The sequence below is a fragment of the Streptomyces sp. NPDC047869 genome (genome assembly GCF_040704065.1).
GTDB lineage: Bacteria > Actinomycetota > Actinomycetes > Streptomycetales > Streptomycetaceae > Streptomyces.
Genome location: NZ_JBEYRK010000035.1, coordinates 31,614 through 48,168 on the forward strand (window position 1 = coordinate 31,614; position 16,555 = coordinate 48,168).

Here is a 16,555-nt window from a genome sequence, read left to right on the forward strand (position 1 = left end):
AGGGGTCCGGGCCGGCCTCAGCGGATCCCCGGCCGGCGGCGGACGCGGAGTACCATGCTGGGGTTGCTTCCGCGAACCACGCGTTCGTGCATGGACGGCACCCCCACCGCCCCGCCCACCCCCAAGGTCATGTCCCGCCGCACGTTCCCCCGTCCGTCGCCGGCCCGGGCCCGCCTGCGCGGCCGAGTGGAACGGCTGCCGCACGTGCTGTCCCCGCGGGGTGCGCTCTCGCTCCGCCGAGTGGACGGAGCCCTCCTCTTCGCCCTGCGCGCGGCGTTGGCCATGACCCTGCCGGTCCTGCCGCTGGTGCTGTCGGGGCGTCCCGCCCTGGCCGTCTTCCCCATGCTGGGCGCCTTCACCACGACCTTCGGCCGCAACCTCCCCTACCCCCGCCGGGCGCGGGTGCTCGCCGTCGTCGCGCTCGCGATGACGGCCTGCGTCGGCGGCGGCTCCGCCCTCGCCGCGCTGACCGACGCGCAGACGAGTACCGCCGGTGCCATGACCGTGATCGTCGCGATGGCGGTGGTGGCCGGACTCGCGAAGTTCGCCTGCGACGCGACCGGCCTGGGCGGACTGGGCGCGGTGCTGCTGCTCCTGTCCTTCGCCGTCGCGGCCAACGGTTCGGACGTGGACCTCGGCGACGTCCTGCCCCACACGGCGCTGGCCGCGACGGGCGCCGTCGTCGCCTGGGCCCTGGCCCTGGCGGGCTGGGCGGTGCACCCCGACCGTCCGCAGCGCCTGGCGGTGGCCGGGGCCCTGCGCGACCTCGCCGGTCTCCTCGAAACGGGCGGGGGCGCGGACGGCGCCGGTCCGGCGCGGCACCGGGCGACCGCCGGCATCCTCCGCGCCTACCGGTCCCTCGGCCTGGCACCGTCGACGCCGGCGCGGCGCAACGCCGGGACGCCGGGGATCGAGGTGCGGCTGACCGACTGGGCCTGGACCCTGCTGATCACCTCCGTCCACCGGCGGTCGCCCGACGCCGCGACGGCGCGGCAGCTGCGCCGGCTGGCCCGCGCCCTCACGGCCCGGGGACGCCGTCCTCCCTTGCCGCTGCCCGTAGCCGTCCCGTCTTGTCCCGAAGCCGCCGCCACGGCCGCGCCGCCGGGCGGCGCACAGGGCGCTCCCCGTGCGTTCGAGCGTGCGGTGGCCGCGCCGGACAGCGGCCGGTCACCGGCGGAAACCGACGCCACCACCTGCCGTGCCGCCGAGCTGGCGGTGGGCACCCCGTCGGCCGGCCGGCACCGTCTCGCCGTCCACGTCGTGCCCGCCCTGCGCATGACGCTCGGCACGGGCGTGGCCGGCGCGGCGGCCGTCTTCCTCAGCTTCGGACACGGGTACTGGGCCGCTGTCTCCGCGGCCGCCGTGCTGCACTCGGTCAACATCCGCACCAGCGTCCAGCGTGCCGTCCAGCGCACGCTGGGCACCGTGACCGGGCTGCTCGTCTCGGCCGCGATCCTGGCCACGCATCCGGTGCCGACCGCCGCGGTGTTCCTCATCGTGCTCCTCGAGTTCCTCCTGGAATACGTCGTGGCGCGCAACTACGGCCTGGGCGTCGTCTTCATCACCCCGCTGGCGCTCCTGCTCAGCAACCTGACGTCCCCCACGTCCACCGGAACGCTCGTCTACGACCGCATGCTGGGCGGGGCCGTGGGCATCGCCATCGCCCTGGCGTGCGCACTGCTGGTGGTCCACGGCCGGGCGACGGAGCGGGTCCGCCGCGCCCTGGCGGCGTGCGCGCAGGCATCGGAACACGCCGAGCGAGCACTGGCCGGCCCCACCGAACCGCACCCGGAGGTACAGGCGCGGCTGGCCGCCGCGGTGGTGGAGCTGCGGGCGGCCGACGACGCCGCGGCGGGGGAGCTGCGCTCGGTGGGGATCGACCCCGCCGAGCTCGCGGAGGCCGAGCAGCGCGCCTACAGCCTCCTCCACCGCCTGCTGCGGCGCCACCCCCTGTGACACGGCGCCGGCTCCCCGGCCCGTCGTCCTCGCCGGTCGGCTCCGACGGCGTCGGTCCGCATCCTTGCTCCGACACCGCCCGGAGGCAAGGACCCGTAACGGCCCTCGCTTTCGACCCCGGCCACCGCGACCGGGAACTGGACGAGATCGGCGCCGTCCGCGAACGCGCCGGTCGGGCCCTGAGCTTGTCCCACTGACCCGCAGGCCCACGGCGGTGGCGGCGCCGCATCTCAGAACCTCGGGCCGGGCCGGCTCGCCACTCCCGCCGCCGCCCCGCCGGTTGCGTGCGCAGGATCGGGCGGGCGCTCGCCCCCGTCGCCGGCCGGCGGTGTCAGCCCACGTTCAGTGGTTCGGTCGGTCCGGCGTCGAGCTGGTGGTCGGCCCAGACATAGCTCTCGGGCAGCCCTCGACGTGAAGCTCAGCGGCATTATCCGCGATCTTGCATGAGGTCCGTGTCGGGCAAGTCGAGGGCGTCCAGGAGGCCGACGAAGGCGGGAGAGCGGACGGCCACCGTGGCCTCGCAATCGGTGAACACGCCGCACGGGGTCAGCTCGTGCTGTCGGCAGTACTCGGTGAGGCAGCCGACGAGCGCCGCGTGGCGGGTCGGGCCGCCGGTGACATGGCGCAGGTAGCCGAAGACCTGGGGGCAGGCGACGGAGCGGCGTTCGGTGATGAGGTCGTCGTCCATGCCCACAGCGTCGGCCGTCGTGAACGGCCTCGAAATGACCTCATGTTGTACTTCCGTTGCACTTCCCACCCCACGTCGTCACTGGCAGTGCTTCCATACGTGACGGAGGGAGGTCATCCGTGGTCAGCGTGCAGCAATGGACAGGCCGGGAGGCGAGCGCCCTGCGCGCCGCGCCGCGTATGAGCACGCGTGCCTTCGCCGAGCACCTCGGTGTCGCACTGCGCACGGTCGCCAAGTGGGAGAGCCTCGGTACCGCACCCCCCCGCCCGGATACCCAGGCCATCCTCGACACGGCACTGGCCCGCTCGGACTCTGCTGCTCAGGCGAGGTTCGAGGCGCTGATCTTCCCCGACAGGAAGAGCGCGCGGCCGGCGGACTACGAGACCTGGACCGAGGACATCGAGCGGGCTGTGGTCTGTGTCAGCCGCCAGAACTTCCCCTTTGCCACCTCACTGTTGACCCGCTGGCTGACTCGCCACGACCCGCATCACCTGGATGACAAGGGCCTTTACCTCTACGGCCGTTCCCTCATGCTTCTCGGCGATCTCCAACGTGACCAGGGCGCGATCCTCGGTCCCCTCTCCGCCCGGCACTCCTACCTGACCGCCCGCGGCATGTTCACCGAACTCGACATTCCTCGCCGGGTGGCCCAGATCGAGCTCTCCCTCGCCGTCGTCCAGGAGATGTCCGGCCAGTTGGAAGCCTCCGCCCGCCAGTACGAACGCCTTGCCGGGGATGAGCGCTTGAGTTGCCGCGATCGTGCCAGGGTCCGGCTCTGGGTGGGTACGGCGCTGAGCAAGGAGGGCAACAACGAGTACGTCACTGGCGTCATGGCCGACGCCACCCATGCCTTCGAGGACCTGGGCGAGCCGGAGGACTGGTCGGTTGCCCACCAAAAACTGGCCCTGGCTCACCGAGGCGCTGGCGACCTGAAGCAGGCCCTGCACTACATCGACATCGCGCGTACCACCGGCACGGTCGACTCCCCGATGCAGCGGGTGCGGCTGGACACCGCCTACGGGCACATCCTTCTGTCAGACGCGGCGACCCGGAATGATGGGCTGTCCGTCCTCGATCAGGCGGCGCAGGTGGCTCGGCAGTACGGGCTGAGGCACCAGCTGCGCAGCATCGAGGGCATCCGAAGAGGCCAGCAGGAATGAGCCAGGGAGGGCCAGTGCCGCAGCACGAGCAGCGCCAGATCACCGACGAGCAGTTCCACGACGCGACGTTGATCTGGAACTACCACCAGATGGGCCACGAGCAGCAGCCCTGCTCGGCGGCGATCGGCCTCGGCAGCCACGACCTGGGCGTGGCCACCACAGCCGCCGACCTCTACAGTGCCGGTCTCTTCCCGGTCGTGGTCTTCAGCGGCGGCAACAGCCCCACCACCCGCGCCCGCTTCCCGCGCGGCGAGGCCGTCCACTATCGCGAGCATGCCCTGAGCCTGGGCGTTCCGGACGAAGCAATCCTGGTCGAGCCGAAGGCGGCCAACACCGGCCAGAACATCACCTTCTCCCGTGAGCTGCTGGCCGTGGCCGGCATCGCTGTCGAGTCGCTGCTGCTGATCTCCAAGCCGTACATGGAGCGCCGTTCGTACGCGACCTGCCGCAAGCTGTGGCCCGAGGCAGAGGTCGTCTGTGCCTCAGAGGCGCTGGAACTGGACGATTACATCAAGTCCATCGGCGACGAGAAGCTCGTCGTCGACATGCTTGTCGGAGACCTGCAACGGGTGATCGAGTACCCGAAGCTCGGCTTCGCCGTCGAGCAGCACGTACCGGGGGATGTATATGACGCGTACGAGCGCCTCCTGGGCGCCGGCTTCGACAGCCGCCTCATCAGCACCTGAGCTACCCCATGTCAGCTCGTCGGGCGGGGTGTGCGCGATCCACCAGCCGAACCTGTTCCCACGGCTGTCCACGTTGGCGAAGCTCTTCGCCGCCGACCGGTGGATCGTCCTGACCGACGTGCAGTTCGCCCGGCGCGATTTCCAGCATCGCGCCCGATTGGCCGCCTTGGACGATCCTGGTCGGCAGCAGTGGCTCACGCTCCCAACGCACCTTCCACATGGACGCCCGACGCTGATCAGCCAGGCGCGGCTTGTTGATCCCTGCCGTTCGCGCCGGACGCTCGAACTGCTCGTGCGCCAGTATTACGGCCGTAGCCGCCACTGGGGTGCCGTGCGTGAAGTCCTGGAGGCGGTCCTGGACACACTCGGCACCTCAGAACGCCTGGCAGGCGTCGCGAAAACATCGACGATTGCCCTGCTCACGGCTCTTGGCTGGTCAGGGGAAGTGCTGGACAGTAGCGAGATCCCGAGCCGCCAAAACCGGTCCGAGCGCCTTGCCGACCTCGCCGCCGCCACCGGCAGCACCCACTATCTGTGCGGCTCCGGTGGCTTGCGTTACCTCGATGCGGGTCCCTTCGATGCCAACGACATCCCCGTGCTGCCTTTCCACACCCCTGCGGATGCGGATGACCCGCTCTGGCAGCGGAGCCGATGGACCAGCAGCCTCTGGGTCCTGAGCAAGATCGGGCCCGGGGCGCTGGCAAACCGACTGGCTGCCCGACCAGGAGCCGCGTTTCCTTGAGGCCTGGGCGTGACTGAGCCGCGACTGCACGAGGCGTAGAACGGGGCGCTGTTCCTGGACGTCGAGCAGTTCTCGGACGGGCTTGGGCGTCCAGGCCAACTCGTGCGCGAACGCAGCCACTGACAGATCAGCTTCCTTGCAGACACCGGTAGACGAGCGAGTGGATGGAGACACCCCAAACGTGCCTAAGTTCGGCAAGGCGGGCGAGGTTCCTTCGCTTGGGCAGGAGGGGCAGGATACTCTCCCGCGGAGTGAGGAACTCGGCGCCGAAGGCGTCGGCCTCCTTCGCTTGAAGTCTGTCACCGGTGGCGTCCCCGACGCTCCTACAGCTCGGGACAAGGCCGCATCCGCGTCGGCACCGGTCAAAGCCCGCAGCAGATCGAGAACGCCCTCGCGCCCCTCACGCCGGCGGGTTGCTCATAGCAGGCGGCCGTGGACGAGGCACGGCAGCGCTGTAGTTGTCATCTGTCCCATCGCCCGGAACGGGGGACGAAGTCGCCTCCCGCCCGCTGGTCGCCAGCGCCCCGCCGAGGCTCACGGCGAGTCGGTGCGGGCATCGTGGTGATCTGACCTAGGTGACGCCTGCAACACTGGCTGCAGCGCCGAGAAATGGCGTCTTCCTCCAGGGTGGCTCGCTGAGGCCAACGGCAGATTGGTGCGACCGCCCGACCTTGTAAGGAGCAGTGGTGAGCGCAGAGTTTTCGTCGGGTCCGGCCTTCACCGAGGTGCGGCTGGCCGGGCCGGCCGCGGAAGTCGCCCGGCTGGTGGAGAAGCTCAGCGGGAGCGCCGAGGTCATCTTCGACTCTCCCTCCAAGACCGGTGCGAGCGGTGATGTCGAGCGCGTACTGCACCTGGTCACCCATGCCGAGCCGCGGCCTGTCACGGGCGAGGGGGTGTCGGTCACCGTGCAGAGCGTGCTCGAGGCCGAGGGAGGTGCCTTCTCCGAGCTGCCCGGCCCGGCAGCCGTTCAGGACGTGGAACAGGCGGTGAAGGGGGTACTGCAGGAGCTGCCGCAGGTTCGCCAGGTCAGCAGCCGGGTGATCTCCGCGTGGGGTCTGCCCTCCCCGGGGCGGTAATCGGCGGTGGCAGGCGCCGAAGCGTGGTTGGACGCTGCGGGGGTGTCGCTGTGGCTGACCAACTGGAAGACCGACGGGGGCGGGGCGTGGTCCGGGCGCCGGGTCCTGGCCCTGGTCGGTCACGCCTACGCAGGCCGTCTGGACTTTTTTGTTCACCCCGACGGGCAGGCCGTCCAGGTCGACGTGCTGGAGGTGGAGTCCCGCTTTCAGAAGCGGGGTCTGGCCTCGGTGCTCATGGACGCGCTGTACGCGGCCTACCCGACGGCGTGGATCGACCACGGTGGGCGAAGCCCGGAAGGGACACGGTGGTGGGACCGCTACCGCGAGCCCGCGCCGGAACGCAACATCCACAACCGGCCGCCGGTCGAGTGGGCCCACTACTTCGACCCGGTCGGCGTGGCCGGCCAGAAGACCCGCAACGCCTACCAGAACCGGTATCACGGCGTGGACGGCCACCGTTCGGTGGTGTACCGGTACGGCGAGCCGATGGAGGCTGAGGCCCGGCACTACGCCCCCCAGTTCCGTGAGCCCGACGTGCAATCGTTGGACCCAGCCCTTCACGAACTGCACGGCGGGATGCGACTGTTCCTGCCTCCCGGTCTACACCGCCTCGCCCATGACACCGCAGCGGACACTGTCGTGCGGGCCGGCATGCTGCTCGACCACATCGGCTACGGCAACCTGCCGGCCGCCGCGGCGTGGAACACCACCAGACTTGAGGCACTCGAGGACCTCGCACAGGAAGAGGTCTTCGACACCAGACAACACGCGCCAGCGACGCACGTGACCTTCCGCATCCTGCCCCTGGCGAACGAGAAGCTGCCCGAACACGACCCCAAAGCCTCGTGGCTACGGTTCATGAACTCGCCGGGGATCGACGTACAGCTGGCAGGCATGTCCTGGAGGTTGCCGGACCGGCCGTGGGTCACCCACCACGCCGCCTTCGACCCGCCGGTGGCCGCAGCCATAGCGCCCCAGTTCAGACAGGACGCCAGTCCCGCCTACCTGTCCCGCTACAGCAAACTGGGCGATCTGCTGCCCGGGCAGCGGGCCCACCGCAGCGAGGCACCGTCCCCGTATGTGGGGCGCGGGGCGGAGATCACCGCCATGGCGAACCGGCTCCTGGAGGGCGTCGCACGGCGGGCGGCCGCCCGTCCAGATATCCCATCGAGGCAGCCGCAGCACGCGGAGCAGTCGGCTCACCAGCAGCCTTCACAGCGGCACCCGCCACGCTTGCCGTAGCCGCAACGGGCTCAGGAACACTGTTCCGTGCGTCACCTTGACCGGCGAGGGGGGCGTACTCAAGGCCCTTACCCCGCGGGCGGTCGACGCCGCTGTTCTGTTCTGGCGCTGGAGCGACAGTCACCGCCGCCAGGCCGCCCCGCGGTGGCAACGCCCCAGCACCCCGTGCAGGGCACGGGGCGTTGCTGTGCGCGGCCGTGCGGTCAGAGCTGTCGGGGATCACCGGTGCCCGCCTCAGGTGCCGCATGCCGGACGGTGCAAGGCCTGCAGGGCGGCGTCGCCCGGGTGCGTGGCGCTCGCCGACGTGCAAGGCAGCGTCAAAATTCGGGTGACGGGCGCAGGCCGTGCTCGGCAGACTGCGGGCATGTCCACCGAGATCAGCGGAATGATCGAGTGCAGACCCTTGGCTCGGATCTTCGGAGAGGATGACGAGGACGCAATTTGGCATGCCGCCGTTGACCTCTTCCTGCTTAACACTGGCAATGCCTATGACGCCCTTGCCTGTCTCTTTGGCGTCCGCAACTCCTTCGGGTTCAGGCCTCTGTCCGAGGGCCGTGGCCTGCCGGATGACGCCTCGGACAGCGTACGGGGCGTCTTCAGTTCAAGGGTCGAAGCTCAGGGCCCTTACGGGACGACGTGGATCAGCTGGGCCGAGTTGGCGGCAGTCGACTGGGACGAGACGGATCGGTCCGGCAGGCTCAGCCGGAGCATGGTCGCGGGGCCGCAGACCCACTGGGCGCCGGTCTGGACGGTGATGAGGACCCTTGCCGAGTTGCATGGTCCTGAGCACGTGCGACTCGTGGTGTGGTTCGACTGATCACGTACCTGGGCTCTCCCCTACCCCTGTGGTGAGCCGGGAGGCGGGTGTGGGTTCTCGTTCCCGATCGGTGACGCGTCGCGTAGGTGTCCGCGACGTGTCACCACACAGTTTCCTCGACTTTCGGTCCCTTGAGCCCCTGGCGGGAGTCAGAGCGGCGTGGTGATGGGCTCGACCGGGTTGGCTACCTAGGGCGGCGAAGACCATGGAGCGATGTCACCTGCGCTGCCATGCGGGCGCGGCGATCTTCAGTCGAAGGCGTGGACGATATCTTCGATGATGGCGTGCACGCCACGCCAGTCGCCGCTGCTTCGCTGCCCTGAACGAGCTGCCTTTACCTTCCTCTCGAACGCCTTCGGTACCAGGGTCTTGTGCGACTTCGACTTGAATTGGGGGTCGTTTGCCTGAAGGGCGGCTGGTCGGTTCCGGTAAGCACCATCAGCGCGAGATACGCGCAGGCAGCGGGTTGACTAACGCTGGGGGCCGCCCGCTCTGCTCGCGCCCACCCTGCCCGAGCCAAGCGCGGCCGCGGACGCGGAGCGCCGCCTGCTGCTGGATGGCACCCTCATCTTGACCTGGCGCTGCGCCGGCCTGTCCACGCGCTGACCACCGCCAGCGGCGAACTGCTCTTGCTCAGCGCCGCGCGCCTGGGGCAGCCCGCGACATGGCGCCAACTGCATTACCGCCGCGCTTCACGCCCTCCTCGTGATCACGCGAGAGCGACCTCACCCGCAGGAGGGCAGATCGGAAGCGCTCAGTACAAGCGCCGCGGTGAGAATCTGCGGCGGCTTCGTCGACATCAGCTGCTGCTGGTCGAGCAGCGCGAGACGCTTTCGAAGCCGTACATCGAGCTCGACAGCCTTGCGGTGGAGGCTCTCGGAGGACTCCTTGGGCTTCTCGCCCCTCCGTTCCTTCTCCGAGGCCACCGCAGCGTCGAGGAGCAGCCGCTCACGCTCGGAGGTCAGGCGCTTGGTCACCAGTTCCCGGGTCTTGATCAACTCTGCCAGGCGACGCGGCTGGACCTCGGCCAGATACTCGGGAAGCCGGTTGGCGATGATCCAGCTGGTTGCCTTGTCTTCGGCGTCTGCGAGCCAGGAAAGTCCGCATGCGACGTCGGTCTCCGCGCCCTCAGTCGCCGCGGCGCAGTCGAGATAGGGCGCGGGGCCCGCCGGGTGCACGGTACCGTGGCGGTCGACGTAGGCGTAGGCGAATCGTCGGGCCACCGACTCGCCGGAGGCGTCCGCGACCTCTTCGACAACTCCGACGAGGAGGTGTGGTTCTTCGACGGTGGGCGAGACGAGGACGGTGCCCTGGTTGAGGGCGCCCCCGAAGTTCCGGATGGTTTCCTCCATGACGGCGTCGTGCAGTGGGTGGCCGGGGGCGAGCAGGTCGGCGCGGGCGCGGTCGTCAGGCTGGACGTGGCTGAGGTCGAAGGTGACGCGGTCGTACTTGGTGGCAATCGGTCCGTTGCCTGCGGAGCGGACGTGCTGGGGCACGCTGGCTATCTCGTATCGCCCCTGTTCGCGCTTGACGATCCGGCCACCGAGCCGGGTGAAGGCGTCCTTGAAGGTCGATTCGATGTAGTGCGGCTGAAGACGTCGGGCGCGGGCTTCGTCCATCGCCGCGCGCAGGGCGCGAAGATCGGCATCCGAGAGGTGCTCCGAAGCGAGCGCACGCTCATTCAGGAGGCCTTTGAGGCCGTCTCCGACGGTGCTGTCGATGACGTCGTACATCCTGTCCCTGACATCTGGCTGCTCTCCGTACTGGATGGCATCGAGCAGCAGATCTCGCAGCGGGGTCTCGGCGAACGCCTCCCCCAGAACGTCGAAGACCTTCCCGCCGTACGTCTCGCGCATCTGGTCAAGCTTCTCCAGCAGACGCGTGAAGACCTCGCCCTCGCGGGTGTTGGAGGCGACGAGGTTCCAGAGCCGGCAGACCTCCTCCTGGCCGATGCGGTGGATGCGGCCGAAGCGCTGCTCGATGCGGTTGGGATTCCAGGGCAGGTCGTAGTTGACCATCAGGTGTGCGGCCTGCAGGTTGAGTCCTTCGCCGGCGGCGTCGGTGGCCAGCAGGATCTGAACATCGCGGTTCTTGGTGAACTCCTCGGTGATCTGGCGCCGTTCGGCCCGGCGGACGCCGCCGTGAATGGCCTTGACAGCATGAGGGTTGCCCAGGAGCGACCCGATCTTGCCCTGCAGATAGTGGAGGGTGTCGCGATGCTCGGTGAAAATGATCAATTTTCGAGGCCGGCCATCGGCGTCTGTCACCAGTGCGTGATCCCCGAGGAGGGCGGACAGCTCGGTCCACTTGCGGTCCGTACCTGCCTCTCGGACCCGCTGCGCCGTCTTCACCAACGTCCTCAGCTCGGTGAGTTCGGCGTTGAGCTCCTCGACCGTCTGCGCCGCCGTCGCAGCATCGAGCAGTTCCTCCTCGGCCTCCTCGATCTCTTCGGCATTGAAGTCGTCATTGTCGAAGTCGGCGAGGTCGATGGTGGGCATGCTCTCGCGCCAGGAGCCGTTGAGGATCTCCTGCTTCTTGCGCTCCAGGCGCTCGGTACGCCGCACGAGGCTCTTGTAGATCGCCTCAGGGCTGGAGGCCAGGCGGCGCTGCAGAACGGTGAGCGCGAAGCCGACCGTGTTCTTGCGTTTGCCACCGATGCGGTCGGCACGGTTCATCCCCTCGCGGACATAGTGGGTGACGTCCTCGTAAAGGTCGTACTCAAGTGCCGTGAGTGTGTAGGGAACGGTCTCCGCGATGCGCTCGGGGAAGAGCTTCCTGCCCTCGAAGGTGAGCAGGTCTTCCTTGATCATGCGCCGCATGACACCGCTGACGTCGACGCTTCTCTTCTGCCTGCCCTCGAACCGGTCACGGTCCAGCAGGGTGAGGAAGAGCTGGAAGTCCTCCTCCTTTCCCGAGTGCGGGGTCGCTGTCATCAGGAGCAGGTGGCGAGTGAGCTCGCCGAGCATCTCGCCGAGCTGGAACCGTTTGGTCTTCTCCACCTTGCCACCGAAATAGTGGGCACCCATCCGGTGCGCCTCGTCGACGACGATCAGGTCCCACTCCGTCTCCTGGAGCTGCGCCTTCAGGTGCTCGTTACGAGAGAGCTGGTCCATGCGGGCGATCAGAAGCGGGTTCGTCTCGAAGACGTTGAGATTGAGCTGGGAGTCGACGAGCTGGTTCGTGAGCAGATCGAAGCGGAGACCGAACTTGAAGAAGAGCTCGTCCTGCCACTGATCGACCAGGCCTCCCGGAGCCACGATGAGGCACCGCTTGACGTCATCGCGCAGCAGGAGCTCCTTGATGTAGAGCCCAGCCATGATTGTCTTTCCTGCGCCCGGATCGTCGGCGAGCAGGAAGCGCAGCGGTGTACGGGGGATGAGCTCGCCGTACACGGCACGGATCTGGTGCGGGAGCGGCTGAACGTCACTGGTCGCCACGGCGAGCATCGGGTCGAACAGACCGGCTAGTGAGAGCCGCTGAGCCTCGGCGACCAGCTTGAAGTCATCCGCGTTCGCATCGAAGGCACGGCTACCGCTGTGGGCGACGCTCAGCTTGTCCTCGTCCTTTCGGAAGACGACCCGCTGGTCGAGGCCGCCCGCGGCGGTCTTGTAGGTCAACTCGACCGCGTTCGCACCGTGCCACTGCGCGGCGACGAGAGTGACGACCTCCGCCGGCATGAGTCCGGCGATCCGCAGACCCGGCTTGAGCTCCTCGAGCAACACGTACAGAACCTCCTGGTCGGCCACCCGCGAACGCCACTCAGACGTTCCGGCGGCTTCCGGCCCCGTCGACTTTGTCAACCGGGATCGCTAATCTTCGCAGAAGTCACACAAGTCGGCGGGGGCAATGGAGCGAGAAGAACGTCAGCACCTGCGTGGTGTGGTGGAGGAAGTCAGCGGATGGCACAGGCTCGCGGCGGGGATCGTCGAGAAACGTGAGCTCATAGAGGCGGCGGCGGAGGACGCCACCAGGCAGTTCCTCGACCGAGTGCATTCTCTCGGGGCCGGGACCACCGCATGGCGCGTGCTTCAGCTCTCGCCCTCCGATGCCGGCCTGGTGACCGCCCTGGCCGCCCGTCAGGCTCTTCCGGCGCTGACGGCGAATGCCCAGCAGGGCCTCCACCAGTTGACCAACGACGTCGGTCCGGCGCTGACGACCGTCCGGACGCTGTTCGGTGCCCGCCGGATCTTCTCGGGCAAGAGCCGCAAGGACGAAGCAGGGCAGGCTGCGGCCTACCTCCTATCCCTACACCAGCGGGCTGCGAGCACCCGGCTCGTCACCGAGCTGGAAAGCCTGGCAGCCTGGGACAGAAAGAGCGTCCCCGCAATCGGGCTCCCGGCCATCCTCGATGACACGGTCGGCTTCGCCCACCGCCTCGGCGCCCGAGCCGAGCTCGTCGCGCGGCAGGAGCTGAACGCCGCCAAGACCTCGATCAGCGCGATCGATCGGGCCCTGCAGCGCGAGAACGAATTCAGAACAGCAGTCCATGCCGCCGGCAACGACGTCCGACAGGCCGAGGTACGCAAGCTGGTCGCCGAAATGCCCGTCGAGCGGCTGAAGGAAGCAACCAGCGGCCAACTGCGCATCACGGCACTGACCGCTGCTGGAATCAGGAACGTGCAACAGGTCCTCGACCAGAAGTCACGGATCCGATCGCTCCCCGGAGTCGGTCAGACGACGGGCAACCGGATGGTCGGCGCCGCGCAGACCATCTGGAAGACCACGCTGGACGAGATGCCAGTTCGAATCGACATCAAGAACCGATCTCACGCCACCACGAAGCTCCTCACCACAATGCGGGCCTGGGACGCGGCACGCTCGATCCGCAGCGCGACGGCGGACCTCGCCGCCGCCGACGCGGTACGACCACTCCTCCAGAGTCTTGATCCCAAGACCTCCCATGTAGCTCTCGTCCCCCAGGTCCGGACCGTCGCCGACTTGCGAAACGCGCTGGCGGCCGTCGAGCGCCGCGGAGCGGTGCTCAACGGTGGAGACGACGTCGCTGGCGGTGACCCTTGGGAGGATTTCAGCTCCCGACCGGCCGACTACTACGCGATGCTCGCGGAACTCGGATTCCTGGCCGACGACGCCGAGAAGAGCCAAGGCGACCTGCCGGCCGAGATCGTCAAGGCGGTCAGGGAACTCAAGCTCGACACCAGCCATCTGAAGGCGTCCCTGCGCGGGTACCAATCATTCGGTGCCCGCTTCGCGATCGTGCAACGGAAGGTCATCATCGGCGACGAGATGGGCCTGGGAAAGACGGTGGAATCACTCGCCGTGCTCGCCCACTTGCGCGCCAAGGGCTCCTCCCACTTCCTGGTCGTATGCCCAGCCGCCGTCGTGACCAACTGGGTGCGCGAAATCCAGGCCAAGTCCGATCTGCGCGCGTACCGCCTGCACGGGCCCAGTCGCGATGACGGGCTGAAGTCCTGGATCCGCAACGGTGGAGTCGCAGTCACCACCTACGACATCCTCGGCTGGCTGGAAGGGCGGCTTCCCGAACGCGCCGAACCTGCATGCCTGGTGTTCGACGAAGCGCACTACATCAAGAATCCGCACGCTCAGCGAACCCGCCGCTCCACGGCCCTGATCCAACGTTCGGATCGAGCGGTCCTCCTCACCGGCACACCGCTGGAGAATCGGATCGAGGAGTTCCACAATCTCGTCGGCTACCTCCGGCCAGACCTGTCGATCAGTGCCTCGGAGATCGCTCCGCGCCAGTTCCGCAAGCAGGTGGCACCGGCCTACCTGCGGCGCAATCAGGAAGACGTCCTCACCGAGCTCCCGGAGCGGTTCGACATCGACGAGTGGATGCCGATGTCCAGCGCCGACGAGCAGCACTACCGAGCGGCTGTCGTCGAGGGCAACTTCATGGCCATGCGCCAGGCCGCGCTACGCGCCGGTACCAAGTCCGAGAAGATGCAGCGCCTCATCGACATCGTCCAGGAGGCAGAGGACAACGAGCGCAAGGTCCTGGTCTTCTCGTACTTCCGTGACGTCCTCGATGACGTGGCGTCAGTCCTTCCCGGGAAGGTGTTCGGGCCCCTTACCGGCGCCGTTCCCGCCGCGAAGCGACAGAGCATGGTCGACGAGTTCTCCCAAGCCCGCCACGGTGCAGTCCTCATCGCACAGATCGTGGCAGGGGGCGTCGGCCTGAATATTCAGTCGGCATCCGTCGTCGTGATCTGCGAACCCCAGCTCAAGCCGACGACCGAATGGCAAGCCATCGGCCGGGCCCACAGGATGGGGCAACTGGAGTCGGTACAAGTACACCGCCTGCTCTCCGAGGAAGGCGTCGACCAACGCATCATCGAGATCCTGGCACGCAAAAACCAACTCTTCGCGGAGTTCGCCCGCGTCTCCGAAACCGCCGACAGCGCCCCAGAAGCGTTCGATATCACGGACGCTGAGCTGGCACGGGAGATCGTGGCAGCCGAGCGCGAGCGTCTACTCACGGGCGGCTGACGGTCACGAGACACGGAGCGACTGCAGTCGGCGTACCCAGGCGCCCTCATCTCTCTGTCGCCGCCAGCGCCATACTCCTCAAGTCCTCCTCGGAAGGCCGCTTTGACGTCCTCCCCCGCCTAAAGGCGGGGGATTCCAGCGGTCGCCCGCTGGGGTTCCTGCTTCACCGACGACCGCCCCGTCCGGGAGGACTCCCGTTGAGGTCTTACACCGTCTCCACAGGCAGACGCCGCCAGCCCGGCGGCCAGGATGTTGCGTGCCGCGTTCACGTCGCGGTCATGCACGGCGCCACAGGCGCACGTCCACTCGCGGACGTTCAGCGGCAGCTTCCCGCGGACCGTGCCGCAGACCCCGCACAGCTTCGAGCTGGGGTAGAAGCGGTCGATCACGACGAGTTCGCGCCCGTACCAGGCGCACTTGTACTCCAGCATGCCTACGACCGCATGGCCGCCGTCGGCCTCACCCAGAAGAACCTCGATCAGGACCGCTGGAAGAACTCCACCTCCGCCAGAGCCAGATGGCGGCCCGGTGCCAGGCCGGTGGACGAGCGCAGGACCAGGCGTACCGTCTTCACGTCGCTGATTCCGGTGGGGAACGGCTGCGAGCCCGGCTTGTCGCTGAGGGTCAGCTGCTTGTCGTACCGCTCGCCGTCCTGCGTCGTCACCTCAAGGTCGATCTGCAGTGCGCGTCCCTCGCGGGCGTACTCCTCCGGTGCCTTGGATGCGCCGTTTGTGATGAGCAGGTCGACCATCCGGAACGGCTTGTCGAAGGTGTACGTCACCGAGGCGCCCGGCGCGGGCGCGCCCCAGTAGCGGTTGGCCAGCCCGTCCGTGGTGTTCTTCGCCGGGTGCCCGGGGACCTCGGCGCTCGCCCTGGTGCGTGCCGGGGTCACGGGCTTGGGGTCGGACAGCTTGTCCCGGGTGTCCTCGAACAGGGCGCGTCCGGCCGGCAGCAGCAGGACGGCGCCCGCGCACAGAGCCAGCACCACGGCGAGGATCACCAGGAGCCGCACCCCCCGGCCCGAACTCGCCCGCACCCGGCGGCGGAACGGCCACACGGTCCGCCACCACGGCAGCGGGTCGGCCTTCGCGGTGGGCTTCAGCGGGGCCGCACAGCGCCGGCAGAACCGGCGGTCCGGCTGGTTGGGCGTGCCGCAGGAGGGACAGGGCCTCCCCTCCACTTCCTCCGTCACCGCTGCGGGGCGTACTACGGGGCGTGGAGCCTGCGGCTTCGCGGGCTGTACCGCCACGATGGGCTCCGGCGCCGGTGCCTCGGGGGCGGCCGGGGACCGGGGGCCTGTCGCTTCCCGGGTGCTCGGAGGGGGTGCGGTGGGGCGGTGCGGGGGCGTGACCCAGGCCTGCAGGGGTCGTGGTGGTGCAACGGATACGTCGGGAGCGGGCTCATCTCCCGTATCGGGTACGGCGGTTGCGGACCCCTCGGCCGTTCCTGAGCGGGCGGACACGGGTGCCGCCGTGGGCGCGGGTGTCGACGGCACGGTTGGCGTGGTGGGGGGAGCTTCTCGGGCTTCGTCGGTGCGGGGGGTCTCGGCGGTCCCGGGGGTCTCCTCGTCGCCGCTCGCCGGGCGGTGTTCGGGGATGGAGGGCTCGGTGCGGGCGTCGGCGGGTCCGGCCTGGGGCGGAGGGCTCGTCGTGTCGTCCTGGCCGGGCCGGGCATCCGGACCCTCGTCGGCGCCGGAATGTAAGGCAGGAGCCTGCGCCGCGCT

The 16,555-nt window shown here is 68.7% G+C and carries 11 protein-coding genes and 2 pseudogenes; 8 read left to right on the forward strand and 5 right to left on the reverse strand.

Annotated features, from left to right (window positions below):
- The first annotated feature begins 90 nt into the window (after positions 1 to 90).
- Positions 91 to 1,956: an FUSC family protein gene (locus AB0924_RS32345; RefSeq protein ID WP_366913348.1), complete on the forward strand. Its 1,866-nt coding sequence runs from the start codon at positions 91 to 93 to the stop codon at positions 1,954 to 1,956.
- A gap of 427 nt (positions 1,957 to 2,383) precedes the next feature.
- On the opposite strand, the gene AB0924_RS32350 is transcribed toward AB0924_RS32345, so the two are convergent.
- A complete protein-coding gene (locus AB0924_RS32350) occupies positions 2,384 to 2,644 on the reverse strand; it encodes a hypothetical protein (RefSeq protein WP_366913349.1) in 261 nt (86 codons plus the stop codon).
- Positions 2,645 to 2,763: 119 nt separating this feature from the next.
- Between AB0924_RS32350 and AB0924_RS32355 the strand changes: the two genes are divergently transcribed.
- The 3 genes from AB0924_RS32355 to AB0924_RS32365 are packed head-to-tail and all read left to right on the forward strand — an operon-like array spanning position 2,764 to position 5,232.
- Positions 2,764 to 3,804, forward strand: a complete 1,041-nt coding sequence (locus tag AB0924_RS32355; protein ID WP_366913350.1) for a helix-turn-helix transcriptional regulator — start codon at positions 2,764 to 2,766, stop codon at positions 3,802 to 3,804.
- Positions 3,801 to 4,490: a YdcF family protein gene (locus tag AB0924_RS32360; RefSeq protein ID WP_366913351.1), complete on the forward strand. Its 690-nt coding sequence runs from the start codon at positions 3,801 to 3,803 to the stop codon at positions 4,488 to 4,490. The genes AB0924_RS32355 and AB0924_RS32360 overlap by 4 nt, the downstream gene beginning before the upstream one ends.
- A gap of 28 nt (positions 4,491 to 4,518) precedes the next feature.
- A complete protein-coding gene (locus AB0924_RS32365) occupies positions 4,519 to 5,232 on the forward strand; it encodes a WbqC family protein (RefSeq protein WP_366913352.1) in 714 nt (237 codons plus the stop codon).
- A gap of 127 nt (positions 5,233 to 5,359) precedes the next feature.
- Here AB0924_RS32365 and AB0924_RS32370 read toward each other — a convergent pair.
- Positions 5,360 to 5,488: pseudogene (locus AB0924_RS32370) on the reverse strand (DNA-binding protein); the annotation flags it as partial.
- A 430-nt stretch (positions 5,489 to 5,918) separates the two neighbouring features.
- Here AB0924_RS32370 and AB0924_RS32375 point away from each other — a divergent pair.
- The 3 genes from AB0924_RS32375 to AB0924_RS32385 all read left to right on the forward strand — a co-directional run bounded on the left by AB0924_RS32375 (position 5,919) and on the right by AB0924_RS32385 (position 8,367).
- Positions 5,919 to 6,308, forward strand: coding sequence for a hypothetical protein (locus AB0924_RS32375; RefSeq protein ID WP_366913353.1), 390 nt, complete (start codon positions 5,919 to 5,921; stop codon positions 6,306 to 6,308).
- Between the two features lie 42 nt (positions 6,309 to 6,350).
- Complete coding sequence (locus AB0924_RS32380) at positions 6,351 to 7,550, forward strand: hypothetical protein (protein WP_366913355.1); 1,200 nt, start codon at positions 6,351 to 6,353, stop codon at positions 7,548 to 7,550.
- A gap of 364 nt (positions 7,551 to 7,914) precedes the next feature.
- Positions 7,915 to 8,367: a hypothetical protein gene (locus AB0924_RS32385; protein ID WP_366913356.1), complete on the forward strand. Its 453-nt coding sequence runs from the start codon at positions 7,915 to 7,917 to the stop codon at positions 8,365 to 8,367.
- Between the two features lie 725 nt (positions 8,368 to 9,092).
- On the opposite strand, the gene AB0924_RS32390 is transcribed toward AB0924_RS32385, so the two are convergent.
- Positions 9,093 to 12,113 (reverse strand): helicase-related protein, encoded by a 3,021-nt coding sequence (locus AB0924_RS32390; RefSeq protein WP_366913357.1) that lies wholly within the window; start codon positions 12,111 to 12,113, stop codon positions 9,093 to 9,095.
- A 100-nt stretch (positions 12,114 to 12,213) separates the two neighbouring features.
- Between AB0924_RS32390 and AB0924_RS32395 the strand changes: the two genes are divergently transcribed.
- Positions 12,214 to 14,832 (forward strand): DEAD/DEAH box helicase, encoded by a 2,619-nt coding sequence (locus tag AB0924_RS32395; RefSeq protein ID WP_366913358.1) that lies wholly within the window; start codon positions 12,214 to 12,216, stop codon positions 14,830 to 14,832.
- 119 nt (positions 14,833 to 14,951) lie between these two features.
- Here AB0924_RS32395 and AB0924_RS32400 read toward each other — a convergent pair.
- Positions 14,952 to 15,263, reverse strand: a pseudogene (locus AB0924_RS32400) (zinc ribbon domain-containing protein); the annotation flags it as partial.
- Between the two features lie 47 nt (positions 15,264 to 15,310).
- Positions 15,311 to 16,024, reverse strand: coding sequence for a zinc ribbon domain-containing protein (locus AB0924_RS32405; protein ID WP_366913359.1), 714 nt, complete (start codon positions 16,022 to 16,024; stop codon positions 15,311 to 15,313).
- Between the last annotated feature and the right edge of the window lie 531 nt (positions 16,025 to 16,555).